19 protein-coding genes are annotated in these 26,084 nt (G+C 73.7%); 11 read left to right on the top strand and 8 right to left on the bottom strand.

What is annotated here, in order from left to right:
- Positions 1–102 precede the first annotated feature (102 nt).
- Both ACFQH9_RS26775 and ACFQH9_RS26780 read right to left on the bottom strand, forming a co-directional pair.
- On the bottom strand, positions 103–1,761 hold the full coding sequence (locus tag ACFQH9_RS26775; RefSeq protein WP_379570234.1) for a long-chain fatty acid--CoA ligase: 1,659 nt from the start codon (positions 1,759–1,761) through the stop codon (positions 103–105).
- An 80-nt stretch (positions 1,762–1,841) separates the two neighbouring features.
- Complete coding sequence (locus tag ACFQH9_RS26780) at positions 1,842–2,777, bottom strand: AraC-like ligand-binding domain-containing protein (protein WP_379570236.1); 936 nt, start codon at positions 2,775–2,777, stop codon at positions 1,842–1,844.
- Between the two features lie 113 nt (positions 2,778–2,890).
- Here ACFQH9_RS26780 and ACFQH9_RS26785 point away from each other — a divergent pair, with 113 nt between their 5' ends.
- The gene (locus ACFQH9_RS26785) at positions 2,891–3,919 is read left to right on the top strand and encodes a carbon-nitrogen hydrolase family protein (RefSeq protein WP_379570238.1); all 1,029 of its coding nucleotides are present in this window, start codon (positions 2,891–2,893) and stop codon (positions 3,917–3,919) included.
- A 6-nt stretch (positions 3,920–3,925) separates the two neighbouring features.
- Here ACFQH9_RS26785 and ACFQH9_RS26790 read toward each other — a convergent pair whose 3' ends face one another.
- From ACFQH9_RS26790 to ACFQH9_RS26800, 3 genes are read right to left on the bottom strand one after another with little or no spacing between them, the layout of a single operon-like run.
- A complete protein-coding gene (locus tag ACFQH9_RS26790) occupies positions 3,926–5,092 on the bottom strand; it encodes an acyl-CoA dehydrogenase family protein (RefSeq protein ID WP_379570240.1) in 1,167 nt (388 codons plus the stop codon).
- 28 nt (positions 5,093–5,120) lie between these two features.
- The gene (locus ACFQH9_RS26795) at positions 5,121–6,824 is read right to left on the bottom strand and encodes an AMP-binding protein (protein ID WP_379570242.1); all 1,704 of its coding nucleotides are present in this window, start codon (positions 6,822–6,824) and stop codon (positions 5,121–5,123) included.
- Between the two features lie 56 nt (positions 6,825–6,880).
- The gene (locus ACFQH9_RS26800) at positions 6,881–7,516 is read right to left on the bottom strand and encodes a TetR/AcrR family transcriptional regulator (RefSeq protein ID WP_379570244.1); all 636 of its coding nucleotides are present in this window, start codon (positions 7,514–7,516) and stop codon (positions 6,881–6,883) included.
- Positions 7,517–7,603: 87 nt separating this feature from the next.
- Between ACFQH9_RS26800 and ACFQH9_RS26805 the strand changes: the two genes are divergently transcribed.
- Genes ACFQH9_RS26805 through ACFQH9_RS26840 form a run of 8 tightly spaced genes read left to right on the top strand, consistent with a single transcriptional unit; the run spans position 7,604 to position 18,675 of the window.
- The gene (locus ACFQH9_RS26805) at positions 7,604–8,743 is read left to right on the top strand and encodes an acyl-CoA dehydrogenase family protein (protein WP_379570246.1); all 1,140 of its coding nucleotides are present in this window, start codon (positions 7,604–7,606) and stop codon (positions 8,741–8,743) included.
- Positions 8,744–8,751: 8 nt separating this feature from the next.
- Complete coding sequence (locus ACFQH9_RS26810) at positions 8,752–10,275, top strand: AMP-binding protein (RefSeq protein WP_379570248.1); 1,524 nt, start codon at positions 8,752–8,754, stop codon at positions 10,273–10,275.
- Positions 10,275–11,873, top strand: a complete 1,599-nt coding sequence (locus ACFQH9_RS26815; protein ID WP_379570250.1) for an acyl-CoA carboxylase subunit beta — start codon at positions 10,275–10,277, stop codon at positions 11,871–11,873. The genes ACFQH9_RS26810 and ACFQH9_RS26815 overlap by 1 nt, the downstream gene beginning before the upstream one ends.
- 5 nt (positions 11,874–11,878) lie before the next feature.
- Positions 11,879–13,867 carry an ATP-binding protein gene (locus tag ACFQH9_RS26820; protein ID WP_379570252.1) on the top strand — a complete coding sequence of 663 codons (1,989 nt, stop codon included), beginning with the start codon at positions 11,879–11,881 and terminating at the stop codon, positions 13,865–13,867.
- Entirely contained in the window at positions 13,864–15,363 is a 1,500-nt protein-coding gene (locus tag ACFQH9_RS26825) for a class I adenylate-forming enzyme family protein (protein WP_379570254.1), read from the top strand. The genes ACFQH9_RS26820 and ACFQH9_RS26825 overlap by 4 nt, the downstream gene beginning before the upstream one ends.
- Positions 15,360–16,136: an enoyl-CoA hydratase/isomerase family protein gene (locus tag ACFQH9_RS26830; protein WP_379570256.1), complete on the top strand. Its 777-nt coding sequence runs from the start codon at positions 15,360–15,362 to the stop codon at positions 16,134–16,136. The genes ACFQH9_RS26825 and ACFQH9_RS26830 overlap by 4 nt, the downstream gene beginning before the upstream one ends.
- Positions 16,137–16,138: 2 nt before the next feature.
- Entirely contained in the window at positions 16,139–16,945 is an 807-nt protein-coding gene (locus ACFQH9_RS26835; RefSeq protein WP_379570258.1) for a TIGR03084 family metal-binding protein, read from the top strand.
- Positions 16,942–18,675, top strand: a complete 1,734-nt coding sequence (locus tag ACFQH9_RS26840) for an acyclic terpene utilization AtuA family protein (RefSeq protein ID WP_379570260.1) — start codon at positions 16,942–16,944, stop codon at positions 18,673–18,675. The genes ACFQH9_RS26835 and ACFQH9_RS26840 overlap by 4 nt, the downstream gene beginning before the upstream one ends.
- Before the next feature lies 1 nt (position 18,676).
- Here ACFQH9_RS26840 and ACFQH9_RS26845 read toward each other — a convergent pair whose 3' ends face one another.
- The 3 genes from ACFQH9_RS26845 to ACFQH9_RS26855 all read right to left on the bottom strand — a co-directional run bounded on the left by ACFQH9_RS26845 (position 18,677) and on the right by ACFQH9_RS26855 (position 20,987).
- Positions 18,677–19,498 carry an alpha/beta fold hydrolase gene (locus tag ACFQH9_RS26845; protein ID WP_379570262.1) on the bottom strand — a complete coding sequence of 274 codons (822 nt, stop codon included), beginning with the start codon at positions 19,496–19,498 and terminating at the stop codon, positions 18,677–18,679.
- A gap of 83 nt (positions 19,499–19,581) precedes the next feature.
- Positions 19,582–20,457, bottom strand: a complete 876-nt coding sequence (locus ACFQH9_RS26850) for an alpha/beta fold hydrolase (RefSeq protein WP_379570264.1) — start codon at positions 20,455–20,457, stop codon at positions 19,582–19,584.
- 77 nt (positions 20,458–20,534) lie between these two features.
- Positions 20,535–20,987 (bottom strand): Lrp/AsnC family transcriptional regulator, encoded by a 453-nt coding sequence (locus ACFQH9_RS26855; protein WP_379570266.1) that lies wholly within the window; start codon positions 20,985–20,987, stop codon positions 20,535–20,537.
- A 166-nt stretch (positions 20,988–21,153) separates the two neighbouring features.
- Between ACFQH9_RS26855 and ACFQH9_RS26860 the strand changes: the two genes are divergently transcribed.
- Together ACFQH9_RS26860 and ACFQH9_RS26865 are read left to right on the top strand one after the other, a co-directional pair.
- On the top strand, positions 21,154–24,612 hold the full coding sequence (locus ACFQH9_RS26860; RefSeq protein WP_379570268.1) for an indolepyruvate ferredoxin oxidoreductase family protein: 3,459 nt from the start codon (positions 21,154–21,156) through the stop codon (positions 24,610–24,612).
- Positions 24,613–24,758: 146 nt separating this feature from the next.
- On the top strand, positions 24,759–26,081 hold the full coding sequence (locus ACFQH9_RS26865) for an MFS transporter (RefSeq protein ID WP_379570270.1): 1,323 nt from the start codon (positions 24,759–24,761) through the stop codon (positions 26,079–26,081).
- The last annotated feature ends 3 nt before the right edge of the window (positions 26,082–26,084 follow it).

Consider the following 26,084-nt stretch of genomic DNA (forward strand, 5'->3'; position numbering starts at 1 on the left):
GACGGATCCGGCGCCCGACGGCCGCGTCGGCCGATCGGCCGACCCCGGACCAGGCGCCCGCCCGGTCCGCGCCGACCGACCCGCGCCGACCGACCGCCCGGACTACCCTGCGCCCAGCCGCACCCGCGCCCGCTCCAGGCCCTCGTCCGCGACCGCCCCGCGGATGGCCTTCTTGTCGTACTTCCCGACGCTGGTCTTGGGCACCTCGGGCACGAACAGGAAGGTGTCCGGGACCCAGAACTTGACGAAGCCCTCGGCGAGCAGATGCTCCCGCAGCTCCTCCGGGGTGAGCGAGTCGTCGCCGGGCACCACGCAGGCCAGCGGACGTTCGAGCCACTTCTCGTCCTCGATCCCGACGACCGTGGCCTCGGCGACCTTGGGGTGCAGCATCAGCGCGTTCTCCAGGTCGATCGTGGAGATCCACTCGCCCCCGGACTTGATCAGGTCCTTCGACCGGTCCTTGAGCAGGACGTATCCCTCGGGGTCGATGCAGCCGACGTCGCCGGTGCGCAGCCAGCCGTCGACGATCGAGTCCTTGGTCCGGTCGTCCTCGTAGTACGCCGAGGCGGTGAAGGGGGAGCGGACGTGGAAGTCGCCGATGCTCTCGCCGTCCCAGGGCAGCTCCTCGCCGGTCTCCTGGTCGACGACCTTGATCTGCAGCAGCGGGATCGGCAGGCCCTGGGTCTGGCGCAACGCGTAGATCTCGTCCTCGGTGCCGCCCGCCAGCGTCGACTTCAATGCGAAGAAGCAGATCTGCGGGCTGTTCTCGGTCATGCCGTAGCCCTGCATGACCTCGCAGTCGTACTCGTCGGCGAACCACTTCATGACGGCCTTCGACGGCGCCTGCCCGCCCAGCCACAGCGTCGAGAGCGTCGACAGGTCCCGCGGCCGGTCCGACGCGCGCACGACGTCGCGGATCATCGTGCCGATGGTGACGGCGGCGTTCATCCCGGTGACGCCGAGGTCCTCGATGATGTCGACGTAGTCGTCCGGGGTCGGGTGCGCGCCGGGCAGCACCAGCGTGGCGCCCTGCAGCAGCGCGGTGTGCGGGATGTTCCAGCCGTTGCAGTGGAACATCGGCGCGACCTCGAGCCAGACCTGCCGCTCGCTCATGTTCAGCTTGTCGTGCATCGCCAGGCACATGGCCTGCAGCACCATCGCCCGGTGCGAGTAGACGACGCCCTTCGGGTCGCCGGTGGTCGCCGAGGTGAAGCACATCGCCGAGGCCGAGTGCTCGTCGAACTCCTCGAACTGCGCGTTCTCGTCCGCGGCGGCGAGCAGCTCCTCGTAGGAGTGGACCGGGATGCCGATCCGGTGCGCGGGCACCTCGTCGGTGAGCACGACGACCGCCTCGACCGTGGGCAGGCCCAGCTCGAGCAGGTCGGCGACGAGGTCGAGCTGGTCGACGTCGACCAGCAGCAGCCGGTCCTCGGCCTTGTCGATCGTGAACTTCTGCTGCGCCGGGGAGAGCCGCAGGTTGATCGTGTGCAGCACGGCCTGGATGCCGGGCACGCCGAAGTAGGTCTCGAGGTGCCGATAGTGGTTCCAGGCCAGCGTCCCGACCCGGTCCCCGGGCCCGACCCCCCACGTCCGGAGCGCGTCGCCCAGCCGGCGGGCCCGCTTGCCGAAGTCCCGGTAGGTGTAGCGGTGGTACTCGCCGGGCCCGAGCCGGGTGACGATCTGCTTGTCCGCGAACAGTCGCTCCGTCCGCCAGAGGAACGAGTGCAGGAGCAGCTGGCTGTCGAACATCAGACCGCGCATGGGCGCCTCCACGGTGAGACCCGGATCACGGTGGAGCGTGACATGCTACTGATCCGCACGGCAACCCCCTCCGCCCGGCGTCACCCCTTCCGGACCTCGCGCGCCGTCCGGCCGAAGCGGGCGCGGAAGGCGCGGCTGAAGTGCGAGGCGTCGACGAACCCGCGGTCGAAGGCCAGGTCGGAGATGGTGCGGTGGCGCAGCGCCGGGTCGAGCAGGTCGGCCCGGACGGCCTCGAGACGCTCCGCCCAGATCCACTCGGCCAGGGAGCACGGCTCGTCGGCGAAGGCGCGGTGCAGGCTGCTGACCGAGGTGTGCAGCGCGGCGGCGATCGCACCGACCGTGAGCCCCGGGTCGCCGAGCCGGCGCCGGGCGTACGCCTTGACCTCCTCGCGCCGGGCGGCCGACGACGGCTCGGGCGGCGGCGCCTGGCCGAGCGAGCTCAGCCCGGCGACGACGATGTGCTCGACCCCCTGCGCGACGGCGACGGCCGCGGCCGGCTCGAGCACGTCGACGTCGAGGGCCAGCGTCCGGATCATCTCGATCATGAGGTGCCCGGCGCCCGCCGCGCCCTCCAGGAGGCGGGCGGTCGACGCGGGGGTGTCGCGCAGCCGGGACCGGAGCGTCGGGCCGGGCAGCATCAGCACGTACTGCTGGAACGGCCCGTCGAACTCCAGCGCGTAGGGCCGGGTCGAGTCGTAGAGCGCGAAGTCGCCGGCGGCGAGCTCGGCGGTCCGGCCGTCCTGGCTGATCCGCCCGTGTCCCCGGGTCTGCAGGCTGACCAGGAAGTAGTCCTCCGCCGCCGAGGCGATCAACGACGGCGTCCGGACGACGTGCTGCGCGGTGGCGGTGACCCGGGACAGCTCCAGCGTCGCGAGCGAGTCGACCCGGATGTCCCCGACGACGTCGCCGCCGGGGGCCGTGCAGGAGAGCCGGACGTAGGCGTCGGAGACCGCGTCGTTCCAGAACGCGAGGCGGTCGCGCGCCTCGACCGTCCCGGTGCTGAGCACGCGCGCCATGCCGCGACGGTAGGGAGGACGCGGACCGCCGGCAAGGGAGTGCGTCGCAGAGTCAACGAGAACGACACGCAGGGACCAGCACCGCGCCCGGTCGCACGGCACGCTGCCGGGGCATGAGCATCGCGCACCCCCGCTTCCGGGCCGCCGCCGTGCAGGCCGCACCCGCGTTCCTCGACCTCGACGCCGGCGTCGACAAGGCGGTCGCCCTGATCGCCGAGGCCGCCGCGAACGGGGCCGAGCTGATCGGCTTCCCGGAGACCTGGTTGCCGGGCTACCCCTGGTTCATCTGGCTCGACGCGCCGGCGTGGGGGCTGCAGTTCTTCCCCCGCTACCACGACAACTCCCTGGTCTACGGCTCGCCGCAGGCGGATCGTCTCGCCGCCGCCGCGCGCGAGCACCGGATCACGGTGGTCCTCGGGATCTCCGAGAAGCAGGGCGGCAGCCTCTACATCGCGCAGTGGATGATCGGGCCCGACGGGGGGACGATCGCCCGGCGGCGCAAGCTCAAGCCCACGCACGTCGAGCGGACCGTGTTCGGCGAGGGCGACGGCAGCGACCTGTCCGTGTACGACACGCCACTCGGCCGGCTCGGCGGGCTCTGCTGCTGGGAGCACCTGCAGCCGCTGTCGAAGTACGCGATGTACGCGCAGAACGAGCAGGTCCACGTGGGTGCCTGGCCCAGCTTCTCGCTCTACGAGGGCGGCGCCTACGCGCTCGGCCCGGAGGTCAACACCGCCGCCAGCCGGATCTACGCGGTCGAGGGGCAGACCTTCGTGATCGCCCCCTGCGCGACCGTCTCCCCGGCGATGGTCGGGCTGATGTGCACGGACGACACCAAGCGCGCCCTGCTCAAGCCGGGCGGCGGGTACGCCGGGATCTACGCCCCGGACGGCCGGCTGATCTCCGAGCCGCTCCCGCCCGACGCCGAGGGCCTCGTCTACGCCGACCTCGACCTCGGACTGATCCCGCTGGCCAAGGCGGCGGCCGACCCCTCCGGGCACTACTCGCGCCCGGACGTCACCCGCCTGCTGCTCAACAAGACGCCGGGCGACCGGGTGGTGCCCTTCTCGGCACCGGGCGTCGAGCTGGACGGCGAGCTCGGGCCCGAGATGCTCCGGGCCGAGCCGGTCGCGGGTCAGTAGCCCGCGTCAATAGCTCCGGGGCAGCCCCAGCACGTGCTGCGCGAGGTAGTTGAGCACCATCTCCTGGGGCACCGGGGCGATCCGCTGCAGCCGGGCCTCCCGGAAGTAGCGCTCCACGTGGTACTCGCGGGCGTAGCCGAAGCCGCCGTGGGTCTGGACGGCGGCGTCGGCGGCCTGGAAGGCGGCGTCGGCGGCGAGGTACTTGGCGGTGTTGGCCTGCTCCCCGGCGTGCAGGCCGCGGTCGATCCGCCAGGACGCCTCGCGGATGGCGAGCTCGGCGGCGCGCAGCCGGGCGTGGGCGTCGGCGAGCGGGAAGGCGATGCCCTGGTTCGACCCGATCGGCCGGTCGAACACGACCCGCTCGCGGGCGTACGCGACGGCCCTGCGCACCGCCGCGCGACCGATCCCGAGCGCCTCGGCCGCGATGAGCACGCGCTCGGCGTTGAGGCCGTCGAGCAGGTAGCGGAAGCCCGCGCCCTCCTCGCCGACCCGGTTGTCCACGGGCACGCGCAGCCCGTCGTACACCACCTCGCAGGAGGCGATCGCGTTGCGCCCCAGCTTGTCGATCGGCGAGATCGCGACGGCCGGGTCCTTCAGGTCCGCGACCAGCAGCGTCATGCCCTGGGTCGGCTTCGCGACCTCGGCGCGCGGGGTGGTGCGCACCAGGAGCAGCACCTTGTCCGACTCCAGGGCCTTCGACGTCCAGACCTTGCGCCCGTGCACCACGTAGGCGTCGCCGTCGCGCACCGCCCGGGTGGTGACGTTCGTGGTGTCCAGCCCGGCGTCGGGCTCGGTCACCCCGAACGCGACGTGCAGCTCCCCGGACGCGACGGCGGGGAGCACCCGGCGTCGCAGGTCGTCGCCGCCGTGCAGCACCACGGGGTGCATCCCGAAGATCGACATGTGGATCGCGCTGGCGCCGTTCATGCAGGCCCCGGAGGCGGCGACCTCCTCCAGCACGATCGACGCCTCGGTGATCCCGCGCCCGCCGCCGCCGTACTCCTCCGGCATCGCGATGCCGATCCAGCCGCCCTCGGCCATCGCCGCGTAGAACTCCCAGGGGAACGTGTGGGTGGTGTCCCGCTCGCTCCAGTACTCGTCGGGGAATTTCGCGCAGATGTCCCGGACGGCCTCGCGGATCAGCCGGTGGTCGTCCTCCTCGGTGAAGTCCACCGGCCCAGTGTCCCGCGCCGTGAGGGCCTCACGGCGCGGGGCGCCGGTACAGGTCGGCGTGGGCCGCGCGCAGCTTGTACTTGAGCACCTTGCCGCCGACGGTGTCCGGCAGGGCGTCGGCGAGGACCACGCCCTTGGGCGTCTCGTAGCCGGCCAGCCGTTCCCGGCAGTGCGCGATGAGGTCCTCGGCCTCGGGCTTGCGCCCCTCCTTCGGCACGACGACGGCGGTCACCGCCTCGCCCCAGTGCTCGTGCGGGAGCCCGATCACCGCCGCCCGCAGCACGTCCGGGTGCTGGTGCAGCACGGCCTCGACCCGGATGCTCGAGACGTTCTCGCCGCCGGTCTTCACGATGTCCTTGTACCGGTCGACCATCACCCGCAGGCCCTCCTCGTCGACGGTCGCGGAGTCACCGGAGTGGAACCACCCACCGCGGAAGGCCTCCCGGGTGGCCTCGGGGTTGCGGTAGTAGCCGGCGGTCATGATCGGCGAGCGGTACACCGCCTCGCCGGGCTCGCCGCGGACCGGCTCGCCCAGCTCGTCGACGACGTCCGAGGCCAGCATCCCGCTCGGCACCCCGACGTAGTTGACGGCGGGCGCGGAGCGCGCGTGCACCTCCGGCCACCTCGTCGGCCAGAACCGGTGGCAGGCGATCGCCTCGGTCTGGCCGAAGATCCCGAGCGTGACGAAGCCCGGAGCGGCCCGGGTCTCCAGCCGCCGCAGCACCGCGGGGGACAGCGCACCCCAGCCGTAGACGAGGATCGACAGGGCCGCGACGTCCAGGTCGGGACGGGCGTCGAGCTCGTCGGCCAGGGCGGTGACGAACTGCGGGGACCCGGCCCACAGCGCGGTGGCGCGGAAGGCCGCGGCGGCCTCGGCGACCGGTCCCGGAGCGGGGCGGCGGCCGAGCGCGACGGATCCGCCGGAGACGAAGGCGCCGAACGGGAAGAGCTCGTCCCCGATGTGGTAGATCATCGGCAGGAAGGTGCACAGCCGCAGGTCGGAGTCGTGCCGCAGGCCGCGGGTGAGCGACAGCGCGAAGTTCAGCGCTGCCAGGTGCGCGTAGCTGTGCGAGAGCATCACGCCCTTCGGCATCGCGGTGGTGCCGGAGGTGAACAGCAGCTGCCAGATGTCGTCGCCGTGGATCTCGACCTCCGGCTCCCCGGCGGGCGCGCCCGCCACGAGGTCGCCGAAGGACGGGCTGCCCGCGACCGGCCCGCCGCCGACGGTGATCGTGGCGCCCACCGACAGCCCGGTCACCGCGAACACCTGCTCGACCCGCGGCCACAGCTCGGCGTCGACGAACGCGAAGCGCGGCTCGGTCAGCCCGACCAGGTGCTCGAGGACGTCCGGCGCCAGGCTCGGGTTGAGCGGCACGGCCACCATGCCTGCCTTCGCGACCCCGATCTTCGCCAGCAGCGCCTCGACCGAGTTCTCGCAGATCAGCAGCACCCGGTCGCCCGGAGCGAGCCCGGCCGCGGCCAGGGCCTGGGCGACCCGGTCGGCCGTGTCGTCCGCCTCCCGGTAGGTGACCTCGGAGAACCGCTCCTCGCCGCACGCCCCGTCGACCGCGGCGAGCGCGACCCGGTCCGGATAGCTCCAGGTCACGCGCTCGAACAGATCGCCGACGGAGGTGCGTTCCCAGCGGTGCACGGCCCGGCGCCCGCGCAGGGTCTCGACGTCGATCGAGGCGGGATCGGGCAGCGCCGTGCCGTGCGGCTGGAGGGGCAGCATGCAGGCCAGCATGCCGTGATCGCCGTCACGCTGGCAAGAACGGAGTTATCCCGGGTTCACATCTGCACGGCGGGTGCCGGCTCGACGCCGAGGCACGCGTGGGCCATCCCGTCGAGCAGGTCGGCGAGCCGCTCCGGGGCCAGCCCGCTGCGGAAGAACAGCGTGGACTGGATCGCACCGATGGCGGCGTGCACGGCCAGGCGGAGCTCGCCGTCGGCCAGGTCGCGGCGCAGCGGGGCGAGCACGTGCACCCAGTCCTCGAGGTAGTGCCGCTGCAGCCGGCGCAGCCGCCGCCGGTCCTCCTCGGGCAGCGTGTGCACCTCGCGGTGGTACACCGCGAGCACGCTCCGGTCCTCGATCGCGACCCGGATGTGGTCCCTGACCAGCGCAGAAAGGTGCTCCCGCTCGTCGCCGGGCCCCGCGAGGACGGCCGCGGCGCCCTCCTGCAGGCGGGCCATCACCCGGTCGAGCAGGGCCACCAGGATCGCGGTCTTGCTGTCGAAGTGCCGGTAGACGCCCGACCCGACGATCCCGGCCTCCGCGCCGATGTCGGCCATCCCGACGGTGTGGAACCCGCGCCGGGAGGCCAGCTCCGCGGCGGCGGCCAGGATCCGCTCGCGGCGCTCCGGGTCCCGCCGGCTGCGCCCGCCGGAGGTGGCGGTCGCGCCGGCGGCGGTGGGGACGATCGGCATCTGGTCATCATGGCAGCCGCACGGTAGGGTCCGCCACGAGTGAACCGAGGATCACAATCCGGGTTCTGCGAGGCGACGGGAGTCGGAGTGGACTTCGCCGAGAGCGACGAGCACCGCGACCTGCTGGCGGCGGTCGGGGCCGTGGCGGCGCCCTACGGGGGCGCGTACTACGTGGAGCACGCCCGCGCGGGCACCGAGTGCACCGAGCTCTGGCACGCCCTCGGCGACGCCGGGTTCGCCGGGGTCAACGTGCCGGAGGAGTACGGCGGGGGTGGCGGAGGCCTCGTCGAGCTCGCCCTGGTCTGCGAGGAGATCGCGGCGCAGGGCGCGCCGATCCTCCTGCTGCTGGTCACGCACGCGATCTCGGCCGAGGTGCTCGCCGGGTACGGCACCGAGGAGCAGCGCAAGGAGTGGTTGCCGGGGCTGGCGAGCGGCCGGCAGAAGGTGGTCTTCGCGATCACCGAGCCGGAGGCCGGGTCGAACACCCACAAGCTCGCGACGCGGGCCCGCCGGGTCGGCGACGAATGGATCGTGACCGGGGAGAAGTACTACATCTCCGGCGTCGACGACGCGGAGGCGCTGCTTCTGGTGGCCCGGACCGGGGACGAGGGGCAGCTGTCGCTGTTCCTCGTGCCCACGGACGCCCCCGGCCTGCAGAAGACCGTGCTCCCGGTCGACGTGATGCTCCCCGAGAAGCAGTTCACGCTCCACTTCGACGAGGTCCGGCTCCCGGCGTCGGCGCTGGTGGGGGAGGAGGGACAGGGCTTCCGGCAGGTGTTCCACGGGCTCAACCCGGAGCGGATCACCGGTGCCGCGCTCTGCGTCGGCATCGCCCGCTACGCCCTGGACCGAGCGGCCCGGTACGCGAAGGACCGGCAGGTGTGGGACCGGCCGATCGGCGCCCACCAGGGCGTGGCGCACCCGCTGGCCAAGGCGAAGATCGAGACCGAGCTGGCCGCGCTGATGACGCGCAAGGCCGCGTGGCTGCACGCGAACGGGTTGCCGGCCGGCGAGGCGTCGAACATGGCCAAGTACGCCGCGGCCGAGGCCGCGCTGGCCGCGCTCGACGCCGCGATGCAGACGCACGGCGGCAACGGCGTGGCGCAGGAGTTCGGGCTGCTGCCGTACTGGGGCCTGGCCCGGCTGCTGCGGATCGCCCCGGTGAACCGGGAGATGATCCTCAACTTCGTGGCCCAGCACTCGCTAGGCCTCCCGCGGTCCTACTAGGAGCGCCGATGAACATCATCCAGCGGGTCAACGTCGGCGACGCCCTGACCCGCTCCGCCTCCGCCCGCCCCGAGCACCTCGCCGTCGTGGACGGGGACCGCCGCTGGACCTACGCCGAGTTCGACACGTGGGTGAACCGCCTCGCCCACGGCCTGCGCGCCCGCGGCTACGCCGTCGGCGACGCGCTGGCCCTGGCGTCGGCGAACAGCGCGGAGTTCCTCGCGGTGTACTACGCCTGCGCGCGGACCGGCGTGGTGTGCGTGCCGATCAACCTGGGCTGGCGGCCGCAGGAGGTCGCGTACGTCCTCGACCACTCGCGCGCCCGCGGGATCGTGGTGGAGGGCGGGCTGCTGGCGGGCCTCGCCGAGCTCGACCTGCCCGAGACGATCGTCGTCGGGGACGGTCCGGTCACCCTCGCCGACCTGGAGTCCGCCGACGGCTCCCCGGTCGAGGTGGAGATCCCGGACCGGGCGCCGCTGAGCTACCTCTACACCTCGGGGACGACGTCGTTCCCCAAGGGCGTGGTGGGCACGCACCTGGCGATCCACCTCGAGTCGATGTCCGCGGCGCTCGACTCCGGCTGGAACGCCGCCGACCGGTTCCTGGCGATGATGCCGATGTTCCACACGGCTCAGCTCAACGCCTTCTGCACGCCCGCCGTCACCGTCGGCGCGACCATCCACGTGCACCGCGGCTTCGAGCCCGGCCGCTTCCTCGACACCGTCGAGCGCGAGCGGATCACGCAGGTCTTCGGCCTGCCGATGATGTACCGCGCGGCGCTGGAGCACCCGTCGTTCGGCTCCCGGGACCTGTCCTCGCTCCGACGCGCCGTCTACGCGATGGCGCCGATGCCGGAGGCGCAGATCAAGGCGTGTCTCGACGGATTCGGGTGCGACTTCGCGCTGCTGTTCGGGCAGACCGAGATGTCGCCGATCACCACGCTCTTCCGGCCCGAGCACCAGCTCACGCACGTCGGCGCCGTCGGCACCCCGCTGACCGGCGTCCAGGTGGCGATCATGGACCCGGCGGGGAACCTGCTGCCGCGCGGGGAGCAGGGCGAGATCGTGTACCGCGGGCCGTCGACCATGCAGGAGTACCTGCGCGACCCGGCGGCGACCGCGGAGGCGTTCCGGCACGGCTGGTTCCACTCCGGCGACGTCGGGCGCTTCGGCGAGGACGGCGTGCTCTGGTTCGCCGACCGCTCCAAGGACGTGATCAAGACCGGCGGCGAGAACATCGCGTCGATCGAGGTGGAGCGAGCGGTCTACGACGCCGAGCCGAAGGTCGCCGAGGTCGTGGTGGTCGGGCTGCCGCACGAGCGGTGGAGCGAGGCGGTCACCGCCGTCGTGGTGCCGAAGCCGGGGGAGACGGTCGACCCGGAGGCGCTGCGGGTCGCCCTCAAGGACCGGCTCGACGGCTACAAGGTGCCCAAGTCCGTGATCGTCGTCGACGAGCTGCCGCGGACCTCGACCGGGAAGATCCAGAAGAACGTCGTCCGCGAGAGCTTCGCGGACCACTACGGGGGACGCTGATGCCCGTCCTGAGGACCCTGCTCGACGTCTCGTCGGAGACCTACGCGAGCAACCGCGCGGCCCAGCTGGAGGTGATCGACCAGCTCAACGAGCAGCTGGAGCTGGCGATCGCCGGCGGCGGGGAGCGCTACACGCAGCGGCACCGCGACCGCGGCAAGCTCCCGGTGCGCGAGCGGTTGGAGCTGCTGCTCGACCCGGACACCCCGTTCCTGGAGCTCTCCCCGCTCGCGGCGTGGGGCACCGAGTTCACCGTGGGCGCCTCGGTGCTCACCGGGATCGGCGTGGTGTCCGGGGTGGAGTGCGTGGTGATCGGGCACGACCCGACCGTGCGCGGCGGCGCGATGAACCCGTACTCGCTGAAGAAGACGTTGCGCGCGTTGGAGATCGCGCGGATCAACCGGCTCCCGGTGATCAACCTCGTCGAGTCCGGTGGCGCCGACCTGCCCACCCAGGCGGACCTCTTCGTGCCGGCCGGGCGGATCTTCCACGAGCTCACGGAGCTGTCCTCGCTGGCCATCCCGACGATCGCGCTGGTGTTCGGCAACTCCACCGCGGGCGGCGCGTACGTGCCCGGGATGTGCGACTACGCCGTGCTGGTCGACCGGCAGGCGAAGGTGTTCCTCGGCGGCCCGCCGCTGGTCAAGATGGCCACCGGCGAAGAATCGGACGACGAGTCCCTCGGCGGCGCGGAGATGCACTCGCGCATCTCCGGCCTCTCGGACTACTTCGCGGCCGACGAGCGCGACGCCATCCGGCTGGGCCGGCAGATCATGTCCCGGATCAACTGGCACAAGCTCGGGCCGGCGCCGGCGGCGAACCCAGAGCCCCCGAAGTACGACCCGGAGGAGATCCTGGGGATCGTTCCGCCGGACCCGAAGGTGCCGTTCGACCCGCGGGAGATCCTGGCCCGCACCGTCGACGGCTCGGACTTCGACGAGTACAAGCCGCTCTACGGCACCTCGCTGGTCACCGGCTGGGCGAGCATCCACGGCTATCCGGTCGGGGTGCTCGCCAACCACCGGGGCGTGCTGTTCAGCGAGGAGGCCAAGAAGGCGACCGAGTTCATCCTGCTGGCCAACCAGACGGACACGCCGCTGATCTTCCTGCAGAACACCACCGGCTACATGGTCGGCAAGGACTACGAGCAGGGCGGGATCATCAAGGACGGCGCCAAGATGATCAACGCGGTGACCAACAGCCGGGTCCCGCACCTGACGATCAACATGGCGTCGTCCTTCGGCGCGGGCAACTACGGCATGTCCGGGCGCGCCTACGACCCGCGGCTGATGTTCGCCTGGCCCGGCGCGAAGCTCGCGGTGATGGGCGCGGCGCAGCTCGCCGGGGTCATGTCCATCGTGGGGCGGGCGTCGGCGGCGTCGCAGGGCAAGCCGTTCGACGAGGAGGCCGACGCGGCGCGCACCCGCGCGATCGAGGAGCAGATCGAGGCGGAGTCGCACTCCTTCTTCGTGACGGCGAAGCTCTACGACGACGGCATCGTCGACCCCCGCGACACCCGCACCGTGCTCGGCCTGTCCCTGTCCGCCGTGCACTCCCAGACCGTCGCCGGCCGCCGCGGCTTCGGCGTCTTCCGGATGTGAGCCGCATGATCCAGAAACTGCTGGTGGCCAACCGCGGGGAGATCGCCGCCCGCGTCATGCGCACCGCCCACGCCCTCGGCATCGCCACCGTGGCCGTGCACTCGGACCCCGATGCGGACGCCCCGTTCGTCCGGCTCGCCGACGAGGCGGTACGCCTTCCCGGCGCGTCCCCGTCGGAGACCTACCTGCGCGGCGAGCTGGTGATCGAGGCGGCCCGCGCGACGGGTGCGGACGCGGTCCACCCCGGCTACGGGTTCCTGTCGGAGAACGCCGGGTTCGCCCGGGACTGCGCCGCGGCCGGGCTGACCTTCGTCGGGCCCTCGCCGGAGGCCATCGCCTCGATGGGCTCGAAGCTCGAGGCCAAGGCGCTCATGGACAAGGCGGGCGTGCCGGTCCTGCCCGGGGCGACGGTGGACGAATCCTCGGACCTGAGCGCGATCGCCGCGGACATCGGCTTCCCGGTGCTGGTGAAGGCCGCGTTCGGCGGCGGCGGCCGGGGGATGCGGGTCGTCCACGACCCGGCGGAGCTCGCCGACGCCGTGGCGGGCGCGCGGCGGGAGGCCGCGTCGGCGTTCGGCGACGGGACGGTGTTCCTGGAGCGGTTCGTCGTCGACCCGCGGCACGTCGAGGTGCAGATCGTCGGCGACACCCACGGCGAGGTCGTGCACTTGTTCGAGCGCGAGTGCTCGATCCAGCGGCGGTACCAGAAGATCGTGGAGGAGAGCCCGTCGCCGGCGGTCGACGACGGGCTGCGCGCCGAGCTGGGCGCCGCACGCGTCGCCGCCGGGAAGGCGATCGGGTACACCGGCGCCGGGACCGTCGAGTTCGTCCTCGACCAGGACGGGAGGTTCTTCTTCCTCGAGGTCAACACCCGGCTGCAGGTGGAGCACCCCGTCACCGAACTGGTCACCGGCCTGGACCTGGTGGCGCTGCAGCTGCGGGTGGCGGAGGGCGAGCCGCTGCCGCCCGAGGTCACCGGCGCCGTGCTCGCGGGGCACGCCATCGAGGTGCGGCTCTACGCCGAGGACGTACCGGCCGGGTTCCTGCCCGCGACCGGCACCCTGCACCGCTTCCGCATCCCGGACCTGCCCGGCGTGCGCGTGGACACCGGGGTCGAGGACGGCTCGGTCGTCGGCCCGCACTACGACCCGATGCTGGCCAAGGTGATCGCGCACGGCCGCACCCGCGCCGAGGCCGCCCGCACGCTGGCCCGCGCGCTGCAGCGGGCCGAGATCCACGGCGTCACGACCAACCGGGACCTGCTCGTCGGCATCCTCCGCGAGGAGGAGTTCCTCGCGGGCCGCACCGACACCGGCTACCTGACCAGGCACGGCGAGCTCGTGAGTGGCACGGGGTGCTCCGACACCACCCGACACGCACGGGCGGTGGCCGCCGCGCTCGCGAGCCAGGCGGCGAACCGGGCCGCGGCGCAGGTGCTGGGCGGGCTGCCGAGCGGGTGGCGGAACGTCGGGGGGATGCCGCAGCGGGCCGCCTACACCCTGGGGGACGAGACGCTGGAGGTCGCGTACGCCTTCCGCCGCGGCGGGCTGACGGCGTCGGTGAACGGCGAGCCGCTCGCGGTGCGCCTCCTCGACGCGACGCCCGGGGAGGTCGAGCTCGAGGTCGACGGGGTGCGGCGCGGGTACACCGTGCACCGCGTCCCGGGCTGGTGCTTCGTGGACGGACCGGACGGCTCCGCCGCGCTGGCCGAGGTGCCCCGCTTCGCCGACCCCGACGCCGTCGCGCACGCCGGCTCGCTGCTCGCGCCGATGCCCGGCGGCGTGGTCCGGGTGCTCGCCGCGCCCGGCGACGCGGTCACCGCCGGGCAGGCCCTGGTCGTGCTCGAGGCCATGAAGATGGAGCACACCGTGGTCGCTCCGGTCGACGGCGTGGTCGGCGAGGTCCGGGCCGGCCCCGGGGACCAGGTGGAGACCGGGCAGGTCCTCGCCGTCGTCGAGGAGCCCGCGGAGAAGCCCGCGGAGGAGGCGTCGTGAACATCGCCACCCTGCTCCGGCGCGCGGCGGCCGACCACGCCGGCCAGGTCGCGCTCCGCCTGGAGGACACCGAGATCGGCTACGCCGAGTTCGCCGAGCGCGGCGGGCGGTTCGCGGCGTACCTGCGGGCGACCGGGGTGCGGCCGGGGGAGCGGATCGGGTTCTTCCTGCCGAACTGCCTGGAGTACCTGATCGGGCTGCTCGGCACCTGGCAGGCGGGCGCCGTCGGCGTGCCGCTGAACTTCCTGTTCCCGGACGCGCCCTTGCGGCACGCGATCACCGACTCCGGGGTGACCCGGCTCGTCGTCCCGCCCGGCGAGGTCGAGCGGCTGAAGACGCTGCTCGGCGGAGCCGGGCCGGAGATCCTCACGACCGGGCCGGACGGCGGGTTCGCCCGGGTCGTGGCCGCGCACGACCCGGTGCGCGAGGTCGTGCCCCGGCTGGACCGCGACGACGCCTGCCTCATGTACACCTCCGGTTCCACCGGCGTGCCCAAGGGCGTGCGCCAGACCCACCGGAACATCACGGCGCAGGTCGACGGCGTCGTCGACCTGTACGCGCTCACCGCCGCCGACCACGTGCTCAACTGCATGCCGCTGTTCCACGTCGGGGGGCTGCAGCTGGCGAGCCTGCCGATCCTGCTGCGCGGCGGACAGATCACGTTCATGCCGCGCTGGGACGTCGGCGTCTGGCTCGACCTCGCGCAGCGGCTGCGCCCCACCTACGGCGGCCTGATCTCCACGATGATGATCGACGTCGGCAACCGGACCGCGGAGCAGCCCGTCGTCCTCGACTCCTTCCGGATCTGCATGTTCGGCGGCTCCCGCACCCCGACCGCCGCGATCGAGCGGCTGGCGGCCGGCACCGGGATCCAGGGCGTCGAGATCTACGGGCAGACCGAGCAGAGCGGGCTCGTGGTGTCCTACGCGCCCGGCGACCCGCGGCGGCCGGACTCGATGGGCAAGCCGCTGGAGCAGGTCGTGCGGACGCGGCTGGTGCCGGTCGACGGCGGGCCCGACCTGCGACCCGGCGACCAGGGCGTCGGCGAGCTCTGGGTGCAGGGCGACGCCGTCACGCCCGGGTACTGGCATCTCGACGCGCCGGAGAAGTGGTCCGACGGCTGGTTCCGCACCGGCGACCTCGTGTCCGCCGACGCCGACGGCTACCTGTACTACGTCGACCGGATCGACGACATGATCGTCTCCGGCGGGGAGAACGTCTTCCCGCAGATGGTCGAGGAGCACCTCGCCGACCACCCCGACCTCGCCGAGGTGGCGGTGATCGGCACGGCCCACGAGCGCTGGGTGGAGCAGGTGACCGCGGTCGTCGTGCCCCGGCGGCCCGACCTCACCGTCGAGGAGATCGCGGCCTGGTGCGCCACCAACCCGGACCTGCGCGGGATGCACCGGCCGCGGCGGATCGAGATCGTCGACGCCCTGCCGCGCACCGGCAGCGGCAAGCTGGACCGGCCCGAGCTGAGGAAGAGGTTCCCGTGACCGAGACCCTGACCGACGTGGTCACGTACGAGGTCGTCGACGGGATCGCCTGGCTGACCATCGACCGGCCCGGGGCGCGCAACGCGCTGAGCAAGGAGGTCCGCGACGGGCTGTGGGCGGGCACGCGCCGGTTCGTCGCCGACGACTCCGCCGCCGTCCTCGTGCTGACGGGCGCGGGGGACAAGGCCTTCTGCGCCGGCGGCGACCTCAAGGAGATGGCGGAGACCTCGCTGGAGATCCCGCCGCCGGACTTCCTGCCGCAGTTCGGCCGCAACGTCGAGGTCCCCAAGCCGACGATCGCCGCGGTGAACGGCGTCGCCTACGCCGGCGGGTTCCTGCTCGCCCAGCAGTGCGACCTGGTCGTGGCCGCCGAGCACGCCCGGTTCGCCGTCACCGAGGTGAAGGTGGGCCGCGGCTCGCCGTGGGCGGCGCCGCTGTCCTGGCTGGTGCCACCGCGGGTCGCACTGGAGATCCTGCTGACCGGCGACCCGCTCGACGCCGCGCGGGCCCGCGAGGTCGGGCTGGTCAACCACGTCGTACCGGCGGCGGAGCTGCGGGAGCGGACGCAGGAGCTCGCGCGGCGGATCGCGGCCAACGCGCCGCTGTCCGTGCGGGCGGCGAAGCGCACGGGGTACCTCTCCGCGGAGTGCACCCGCGCGGAGGCGTACGACCGTGCCGAGGAGATCTGGGCGCCGGTCTACCGGTCGGCGGACGCCCAGGAGGGACCCGCCGCGTTCCGCGACAAGCGGGCGCCGGTGTGGAAGGGGAGGTAGGCATGCCCGTCTCGATGGCCGCCCTGGCGGACGATCTCGCGGCGGAGTCCGCGGAGCTGCGCGCGCTCCTGGCCCCGCTGGACCACCACGGCTGGGCCCGCGACACCCCGGCCGAGGGCTGGACGATCGCCGACCAGGTCTCCCACCTCGCCTACTTCGACGACGTCGCGGTGCAGTCGGCGACGGATCCCGACGCGTTCCGCGCCGAGCTGGAGCGGATCGAGGCCGAGGGCGGGGTGAACCCCGACGCGGTGGCGGCCCGGTTCCGCGACCTGTCCGGCGGCGAGCTGCTGCGCTGGTTCGACCTGTCCCGCGAGCGCCTGGTCGAGGTGTTCCGGGGCCTCGACCCCGGGCTGCGGGTGCCGTGGTTCGGGCCGCCGATGAGCGCGGCGTCGTCGCTCACCGCGAGGATCATGGAGACGTGGGCGCACGGCCAGGACATCGCCGACGCCCTCGGGGTGATCCGCGAGCCGAGCGCCCGGCTGCGGCACGTGGCGCACATCGGCGTCGGGGCGCGGGCGTTCAGCTACGCGATCCACGGCCGCGAGCTGCCGGCCGCGCCGGTCCGGGTGGAGCTCGACGCCCCCGACGGGTCGCTGTGGGCCTGGGGGCCGGAGGACGCCGAGGACCGGATCACCGGGACCGCCCTGGACTTCGCCCTGCTCATCACGCAACGGCGGCACCGCGACGACCTCGCGCTGGTGGTCACCGGGCCGGCCGCGCAGGAATGGGTGGAGATCGGGCAGGCCTTCGCGGGCGAGCCCGGGCGGGGCCGGGAGCCGGGGCTGTTCGTGGGAGGTACCGCATGACCGGGGTCGACCGGAACAGGCCGGTCCGCATCGGGAACTGCTCCGGCTTCTACGGGGACCGGTTGCGGGCGGCGCGGGAGATGGTCGAGGGCGGGCCGGGCTCGCGCGACATCGACGTGCTCTGCGGGGACTACCTCGCCGAGCTCACCATGGTGATCCTCGCGAAGGCGCAGGCCAAGGACCCTGCCGCGGGCTACGCGCGGACGTTCCTGACCCAGATGGAGGACGTCCTCGGCCTCTGCCTGGAGAAGGGGATCAAGGTCGTCTCCAACGCCGGTGGGCTCAACCCGGCCGGGCTGGCCGCCGCGCTCGACGCGCTCGGCACCGGGGCGAAGGTCGCGTTCGTGGAGGGCGACGACCTGCGCGGCGCGCTCGGCGCGATCACCCCGCCGGTCGAGGGCAAGCCGGTGTCCGCCAACGCCTACCTCGGCGGCTGGGGGATCGCCGAGGCCCTCGCGGCCGGGGCGGACGTCGTGGTGACCGGCCGGGTCACGGACGCGTCGCTCGTCGTCGGGCCGGCGGCCTGGTGGCACGGTTGGGGTCAGGGGGACTTCGACGCGCTGGCCGGCGCGGTGGCCGCCGGGCACGTGATCGAGTGCGGGCCGCAGGCCACGGGCGGCAACTACCCCTTCCTCGACGAGATCACCGACCGCCGCTACCCGGGCTTCCCGATCGCCGAGGTCGCGGCGGACGGCTCGTCGGTGATCACCAAGCATCCCGGCACCGGCGGGCTGGTCTCCGTGGGCACCGTGACCGCCCAGCTGCTCTACGAGATCGGCCCGCCCGCCTACCTCGGCCCGGACTGCACCACCCACTTCGACACGATCCGGCTGCGGCCCGACGGCGAGGACCGGGTCGCGATCTCCGGCGTCCGCGGCAGCGCGCCGCCGCCCACCCTGAAGGTCGCGCTCAACGACGCCGGCGGCTACCGCAACACCATGACACTGGTGCTGACCGGGCTGGACGTCGAGGCCAAGGCGGCGTTCGCCGAGGAGCTGCTGTTCGACGTCCTGGGCGGGCGGGAGCGGTTCGCGGAGGTCGACGTCCGGCTGCTGCGGTTCGACACGCCCGACGCGCCCTCCAACGAGCGGGCCACCGCGCACCTGCGGATCACCGTCAAGGACCCGGACCCGCGCACGGTCGGCCGGGCCTTCTCGAACGCGACGATGGAGCTCGCCCTGGGCGGCTACGCGGGCTTCCACACCACCACCCCGCCGAGCGCCGAGTCCGCCTACGGCGTCTACCGGCCGGCCGCCGTGCCGCGGGAGGCGGTCGTGCACACCGTCGTCCTGCCGGGCGGGGAGCGCCGGGTCGTGGCGGACCCGCCGGTGACCACGCCGGCCGGGAACCGGACCGCCGCCGGGCCCTCGACCCCTCCGGGGCCCGGCGGCCCCACCCGGCGGGTGCCGCTCGGCACGGTCTGCGGGGCGCGGTCGGGCGACAAGGGCGGCGACGCGAACATCGGCGTCTGGACCCGTACGGGCGAGGAGTACGCGTGGCTGCGCGGGTTCCTCACCGCGGAGAAGGCCCGGGAGCTGCTCGGACCGGAGGCCGCGGACCTGCCGATCGAGGTGCATCCGCTGCCGAACCTGCGGGCGCTCAACGTCGTGGTGCACGGGATCCTCGGCGAGGGCGTCGCCTCCTCCACCCGGCCGGACCCGCAGGCCAAGGGGCTGGGGGAGTACCTGCGCAGCCGGGTCGTCGAGGTGCCGGAGTCGCTGCTCGCGTGACTCAGGAGCGGGTGGGCAGCGTGTCCCCGGCGCGGGCGGGAGCCGCGTCGGGTGAGGTGACCTCCAGGATCGTCCGCGCGACGAGCGCCGGGTCGTCGTACATCGGCACGTGCCCGACGCCGGGCAGCAGGAGCCGCTCGGCCTCCGGGAACAGGGTGCGGAACCGCTCGGAGTACCGCGGCGCGGGCAGCAGCCGGTCCTGCGCGGACCACGCGATGCGGACGGGCACATCCGGTGCGGGCACCGTGAAGTCGTAGGGGATCGCGGACCGGAGGATCGGGCGCAGGAACCGGCAGCGGGCGTTGTCCCGCAGGAAGGCGGCGGCGTCGGCCGGCTCCAGCCGGTCCCCGTGCTCGACGCCGAGCCGCAGCAGCGCCCTGCGCGCGGGCGCGAGCCGCACGGCCCGGTCCAGGTGGCGCTCGGTGCGGCGGGCCAGGTCGTGCGCCGGCACCAGCAGCCGCCAGACCCGGTGGACCTCCTCGCTGTCCGGCAGCCAGCCGCCCGCCGGCGACAGCGCGACGACGGACAGCGCGCGGCCGCGGGCGGCCAGCTCGAGGGCAAGCCAGCCGCCGAGCGAGTTGCCCACGAGGTGCGCCTTCCCGACGCCGGCCGCGTCGAGGGCCGCCTCGACGCCGTCGACCAGCGCGGGGACGGTCGGGTGCACCCGCACCGGGAAACCCTCGCCGCCGACGTGGCCGCGCAGGGCGACGGTCCGGACCTCGTGGCGGGCGCGCAGGTCGGGCAGCACCCGGTCCCAGGCGCGGGCACTGCCACCGAGCCCGTGCAGGCACACCAGGGGCTCGCGGGCGTGCAGGTCGGCCATCCGGGCTCCTCCGTCGTCAGGGAACGACAGGGGAATCGTCGCGACCGCCCCGAATGTCACGCCCCCGGGACGATCCCGGCGGATCAGGCGGGCGGGACCACCCGGTCGAGCCACCCCAGCAGGTCGGCGACGACCTCGTCCCGGTTGGTCTCGTTGAACACCTCGTGCCGCGCGCCCGGCCAGATCCGCACGGTCACGTCCTCGACGCCGGCCGCCGCGAGCCGCTCGGTGAGCGGGTGCAGCAGCGCGAGCCCGCCGTGGACCGGGTCGGCGTCGCCCACCGTGATCAGCACCGGCAGGTCGGGGCGGATCCGGGCGACCCGGGCCGGATCGGCCAGCGCCCGGCCGCCCGCGAACATCGCCTTCGACCCGGGGACGTCGAGTCCGAAGCCGCAGGCGGGGTCGGCGACGTACTCGTCCACCTCCGCCGCGTCCCGGGAGAGCCACTCGTACCCGGTCCGCTGCTCGAACGGGGCGTTGAAGGCGGACAGGTCCATCGGTCCGTCGAGGTCCAGGCCGGGCTCCATCAGGTCGATCGCGGCGGTGCCGGAGAGCACGAGTCCGTCGATCTCGCCGCTGTGGTCGACCACCCACTGCTGGGCGGCGAACGAGCCCATGCTGTGCCCGAGCAGCACGACCGGGACACCGGGGAAGGCCGCCCTGCCGGCGTCGAGCAGGATCCCGATGTCGTCGACCAGGCCGGTCCACCCGGTGGTGCCGAGGACGCCGTACCGCTCCGGGGTGCCGGCGGTGGCGCCGTGGCCGCGGTGGTCCTGGCCCTGCACCACGAACCCGCGCCCGGTCAGCGCCCCGGCCAGCCGGTCGTAGCGGCGCAGGTGCTCGCCCATCCCGTGGGTGAGCTGCACGATCCCGCGCGGGGTGCCCTCGGGCTCCCACCGGTAGGCGGTGACCTCCGTGCCGTCGCGGCCGGTGATCGTGAAGGTGGTCGGCTCGGTCACAGGACCTCCTCGTCGCAGCCGCCGGAGATCGTGGCTGCCGTGATCGTCGTCGGCCGCCCGCGGGCGGGTCAAGGGAGTCAGGAGGCGCCGCGGTTCCACGCCCCCAGCACCAGGAGGGTCTTGGTGCCGGTGACCGTGCCGGCGGTGCGCAGGGTGTCGATCACCTCCTGCAGGTGCGCGACGTCGCGGACCCGGACCCGGACCAGCGCGTCCGGGTCGCCGGCGATGGTGAAGATCGACTGCACCTCCGGCACCGTGCTCGCGGTGGCGACGATGTCGGCGACCCGGGTGGTGCCGGCGTACCGCAGCTCGGTGAAGGCCTCGACGCCCCAGCCGAGCTTGGCGTGGTCGACCTGCGCGGTGAAGCCGGTGATGACACCGACCTCCTGCAGCCGGTCGACGCGCCGCTTCACCGCCGCGACCGACAGCCCGACGATCCCGGCCATGTCCGAGTAGGTGCGGCGGCCGTCCTCCTGCAGCAGGGCGAGCAGCCGGCGGTCGATGGAGTCGATGGAGTCGATCTCGGGCACGGGTCCTCCTCGCGCAAGAAATTCACTCGCGATCGAGCATAGAGCGATCTGGTTTGCGTCTTGCCGGGCACTTCCCCGGATTTGCTTGCGTCCGACTCGGTCGCTCCGGTGTGCTCGACGCCACGCGCGCCGGGAACCGGCGCCCCGGGAGCGACGGGAGCCGAGCTTGAGCATCGACACCACCGTGACCCTCGACGACCGCTACGCCGCCGACCGCGGCCGCGTCCTGCTCACCGGGATCCAGGCGCTGGTCCGGCTGACCCTCGAGCAGCGCCGGCTCGACACCGCCCGCGGGCTGGACACCCGCGTGTTCGTGTCCGGCTACCAGGGCTCGCCGCTCGGCGGGCTCGACTCGGAGATGCTGCGGTCGCGACGGTTCCTCGACCCGGCGGGCGTGGTGTTCCAGCCGGGTGTCAACGAGGAGCTCGCCGCGACCGCGGTCGCCGGCACCCAGCTCCTCGGCGAGGTGCCCGGCCGCCGGCACGAGGGCGTCGTCGGCCTCTGGTACGGCAAGAACCCCGGCCTCGACCGGGCCGCCGACGCCATCCGGCACGGCACCCTCGCCGGCACCGCCACGCTCGGCGGTGCGGTCGCGCTGATCGGCGACGACCCGGCGTCGAAGTCCTCGACCGTGCCCAGCTCGTGCGAGCCGATGGCGCAGAGCCTGGCGATGCCGCTGCTCGCGCCGGGCAGCGTGCCCGAGATCGTCGAGCTGGGGCTGCACGCCGTGGCGCTGTCCCGGGCGAGCGGGCTGTGGACCGGGCTCAAGATCGTCGCGGACATCGCCGACGCCTCGGCGACCGTCGACGTCGAGGGCCTGCGCGTCGGGATCCCGATGCCGCCGGCGCGGCCCCGCCCGGCCGTCGGCGCGCTCGTCGGCCCGGCCGCGCTCGACGCCGAGCACGACATGCTCACCCGCCGCCTCGACCTGGCCCGCGCCTACGCCCGCGAGACCGGGCTCAACCGGGTCACCTTCACCGCCCGGCGGGCCCGCCTCGGGATCCTCGCCAGCGGCACCGGCTACGCGGTGGTGCAGCGCGCGCTGGAGGACCTCGGGCTCGACGAGGCCGCGCTCGACGACCTCGGCGTCCGGCTGATCCGCCTCGCCATGCCCTTCCCGGTCGACGCCGAGGACCTCGCCGCGCACACCGCCGGGCTGGAGGAGGTGCTCGTCGTCGAGGACAAGGTGCCGTTCCTGGAGGGGCACCTCAAGGAGGCGCTCTACCGGGTGCCGGGGGCGCCGCTCGTGGTCGGCCGGCGCGACGAGCGCAACCGGCCGCTGCTGACCGCCCGCGGGCAGCTGGGCGCGGAGGACGTGGCGCGGGCGATCGCCGCCCGCCTCGGTCCCGACCGGCTGCCCCGGACCGCGGCGGTGCACCTGTCGGCGATCGAGCCGAAGAAGCCCTCGCGGATCGGGCTGCCGATCGCGGGAGCTTCACGGACCCCGTACTTCTGCTCCGGCTGCCCGCACAACACCTCGACCCGCGCGAGCGACGACACGCTGGTGGGCGTGGGCATCGGCTGTCACGCCATGATCGCGATCAACGGCGAGGGCCGCGGCCACCGGATCGGCCTGACCCAGATGGGCGGCGAGGGCGCGCAGTGGCTCGGCCTCGCCCCCTTCACCGACGACCGGCACTTCGTGCAGAACCTCGGTGACGGCACCTTCCACCACTCGGGCTCGCTGGCCGTGCGGGCGGCGGTGGCCGGCGGCGCGACCATGACCTTCAAGCTGCTCTACAACGACGCCGTCGCGATGACCGGTGGGCAGCAGGCCGTCGGGCGGCTGTCGGTCCCGGAGATCACCACGCTGCTGGCCACCGAGGGCGTCCGGCGCATCGTGGTCACCACGGACGACCCGGGCAGGTACCGGGGCGTCGCGCTCGACCCGATCGCCTCGGTGCGGCACCGCGACGAGTTCGCCGCGGCCGAGGCCGAGCTCGCGGCCCTCGACGGCGTGACCGTGTTGATCCACGACGACCGGTGCGCGGCGGAGGAGCGGCGGCTGCGCAAGCGCGGCGCGCTGCCCACGCCCGCGGAGAAGGTCGTCGTCAACGAGCGGGTGTGCGAGGGCTGCGGCGACTGCGGGGACAAGTCCACCTGCCTGTCCGTGCAGCCGGTGGAGACCGAGTTCGGCCGCAAGACCCGGATCCACCAGGCCTCGTGCAACGCGGACCTGTCCTGCCTGAAGGGCGACTGCCCGTCGTTCCTGCTGGTCGAGCCGGGGACCGCGGCGCGCCGCGAGGTCCCGCCGCTGCCGGTGGCACTCGTCGAGCCCGAGCCGCGGTTCGACGGCGCCGAGACGCTGATCCGGATGCCCGGGATCGGCGGGACCGGCGTGGTCACGGTGTCGCAGATCCTGCAGATGGCCGCGCACCTCGACGGCCGGTTCGCCGCGGGGCTCGAGCAGGTCGGGCTGGCGCAGAAGGGCGGCCCGGTCGTGTCCGACGTCCGGATCGCCAAGCAGCCGGTCCGCGGCTCGCTGCGCGCCTCCCGCGGCACCGCCGACGTGCTGATCGGCTTCGACCTGCTCGGCACGGCCGACGCGGCCAACCTCGCCGTCGCGCGGCCGGGGCACACCGTGGCCGTGGTGAACAGCGCGATCGTGCCGACGGCCGCGATGGTGACCGGGCGCGTGGTGCTGCCCGGCTCGCCGGACGACGCGCTCGAGCGGATCGCCGCGGTGACCGGGGACGAGAACCTGCACGTCGACGCGCAGGGGCTGGCCGAGGCGCTGTTCGCCGACCACATGCCCACGAACGTGCTGCTGCTCGGCGCGGCCTACCAGCACGGCTGCCTGCCGGTGAGCGCCGAGGCGATCGAGCAGGCGATCCGGCTCAACGGGGCGGCGGTGGAGAAGACCCTGGCCGCGTTCCGGTGGGGGCGGGCCGCGGTGCTCGACCGCGAGGCCGTCCTGGCCGCCGCGCTGCCGCCGGTGCGGGCGACCGTGGAGGTGTCGGCCCGGTCGCGGGAGCTCGCCGCGCTGCTCCCGGAGGGCCTCGACGAGGCCGTCGCGGTCCGGGTCGAGGACCTCACCGGCTTCCAGGACGAGGCCCTGGCCGCCCGGTACGCCGAGGAGGTCCGCCGGGTCGCGGCGATCGCGGCGGAGAAGGCCGGCGCCGCCGGCGAGCGGGTGGCGCTCGCCTACGCCCGCGGGCTGCACAAGCTCCTGGCGTACAAGGACGAGTACGAGGTCGCGCGGCTGCACCTGGACCCCGTCGAGAAGGCGCGCCGCGCGGCGGAGTTCGGGCCGGACGCGAGTGTGTCGGTCCTGCTGCACCCGCCGGTGCTCCGGGCGCTCGGGATGAAGAACAAGATCCGGCTCTCCGGGCGCACCGCCGAGCTGGCCTTCCGCGGCCTGCGCGCGGCGAAGGGCCTGCGCGGCACCCCCTTCGACGTCTTCGGACACGCCGCCGTCCGGCGCACCGAGCGGGCGCTGGTCGGGGAGTACCAGGCGCTGGTGCGGGCGGCGCTGGGGTCGCTCACGCCGGAGACGGTGGACCGCGTCGTCGCGATCGCCGAGCTGGCCGACGAGGTCCGCGGCTACGAGGAGGTCAAGCTCGCGGCCGTCGAGCGCTTCCGGGCGAGGGCCACCGAGTCGCTCGAGGCCCTGGCCGCCCGCTGACCCGTGAGCGGCGACGGTCGCCCCGGCGGCCGTAGCCCCTCCTGGAGGGCGTCGCCCTGCTCCGTCCAGCGCGCACGCGGGTCCCGGGGCATCCTCGACCCGCGCACGGTCTGCTGACCGGATCCGTCTGGGGAGGGAACCCTGCCATGAGCTCCGACACCGCCGTCGGGACCGAGGACCCGCTGGTCCGCTCCGGCGTGCGCCGCGCCGGCCGCCGCCTGATCCCGCTGCTCATCCTGCTGTACTTCGTCAACTACCTGGACCGGGTGAACATCGGGTTCGCCGGGCCGAACGGGATGAACGAGGAGCTGGGCCTGTCGGCCACGCTCTTCGGCGTCGCGGCCGGGGTGTTCTTCATCGGCTACCTGCTGCTCGAGGTGCCCAGCAACCTCATGCTGCACCGCTTCGGCGCCCGCCGGTGGATCGCCCGCATCCTCGTGACCTGGGGGATCATCGCCACTCTCATGGCGTTCACGCCGAACGCCACGGTGCTGATCGTGCTGCGCTTCCTGCTCGGCGTGGCCGAGGCCGGTTTCTTCCCCGGCATCATCCTGTACCTGACGTACTGGTTCCCGGCGGCGCAGCGGGCCCGCATGACGGCGTGGTTCATGACCGCGATCCCGATCTCCACCGCGCTCGGCGCCGTCGTGTCGTCGCTGATCATCGAGCACGGCGACGGGCTGTTCGGGCTCACCGGCTGGCGGGTGATGTTCCTCTTCGAGGGCATCCCGGCGATCCTGCTGGCCTTCGTGGTGTGGTTCGCCCTCACCGACCGGCCGGCCGTCGCCTCCTGGATGCCGCAGGCCGAGCGGGACGCACTGGAGCGTGCGCTCGCCGCCGAGGGCCGGGAGGTCTCCGAGGCCGGTCCGAGGTCCGTGCTCGGGGCGCTCCGGAGCCCGCGGGTGCTGGCGCTGTCCTGGGTGTACTTCGGTGTGGTCTACGGCCTGTACGCGCTCGGCTTCTTCCTGCCGACGATCATCAAGAGCTTCTCCGCGCAGTACGGCACCCACTTCACCACCGTGCAGCAGGGGTTGATCAACGCGATCCCGTACGTCGTCGGCCTGGTCGTCATGATCGTGTGGACCCGGCGCTCGACGAACCCGACCGTGCGGGTGGCCGTGCCGGCGCTGATCGGCGGCCTGGCGATCCCCGTGGCGCTCTACCTCGCGAACCCCTGGCTCGCGATGGTCGCGGTCACGATCTGTGCCTGCGGCGTGCTGGCCGCGTTGCCCGGCTTCTGGTCGCTGCCGACGGCCTACCTCACCGGCGCCGCGGCCGCGGCCGGGATCGCGCTGATCAACTCGCTGGGGAACCTGTCCGGGTTCGTGGCCCCGTACGTCACCGGCGCGCTGTCCGACGCCACCGGCAACAACAAGCTCGGGCTGTGGGTGGTCGGGATCTGCATGGTCTCCGCGGCCGTCGTGACCTGGCTGCTCCGCCGCACGCGCCGGCGGGCGCCGGCCGGGTGACGC

Source organism: Pseudonocardia lutea (genome assembly GCF_042658055.1).
In the GTDB taxonomy this organism is placed as follows: Bacteria; Actinomycetota; Actinomycetes; order Mycobacteriales; family Pseudonocardiaceae; genus Pseudonocardia; species Pseudonocardia lutea.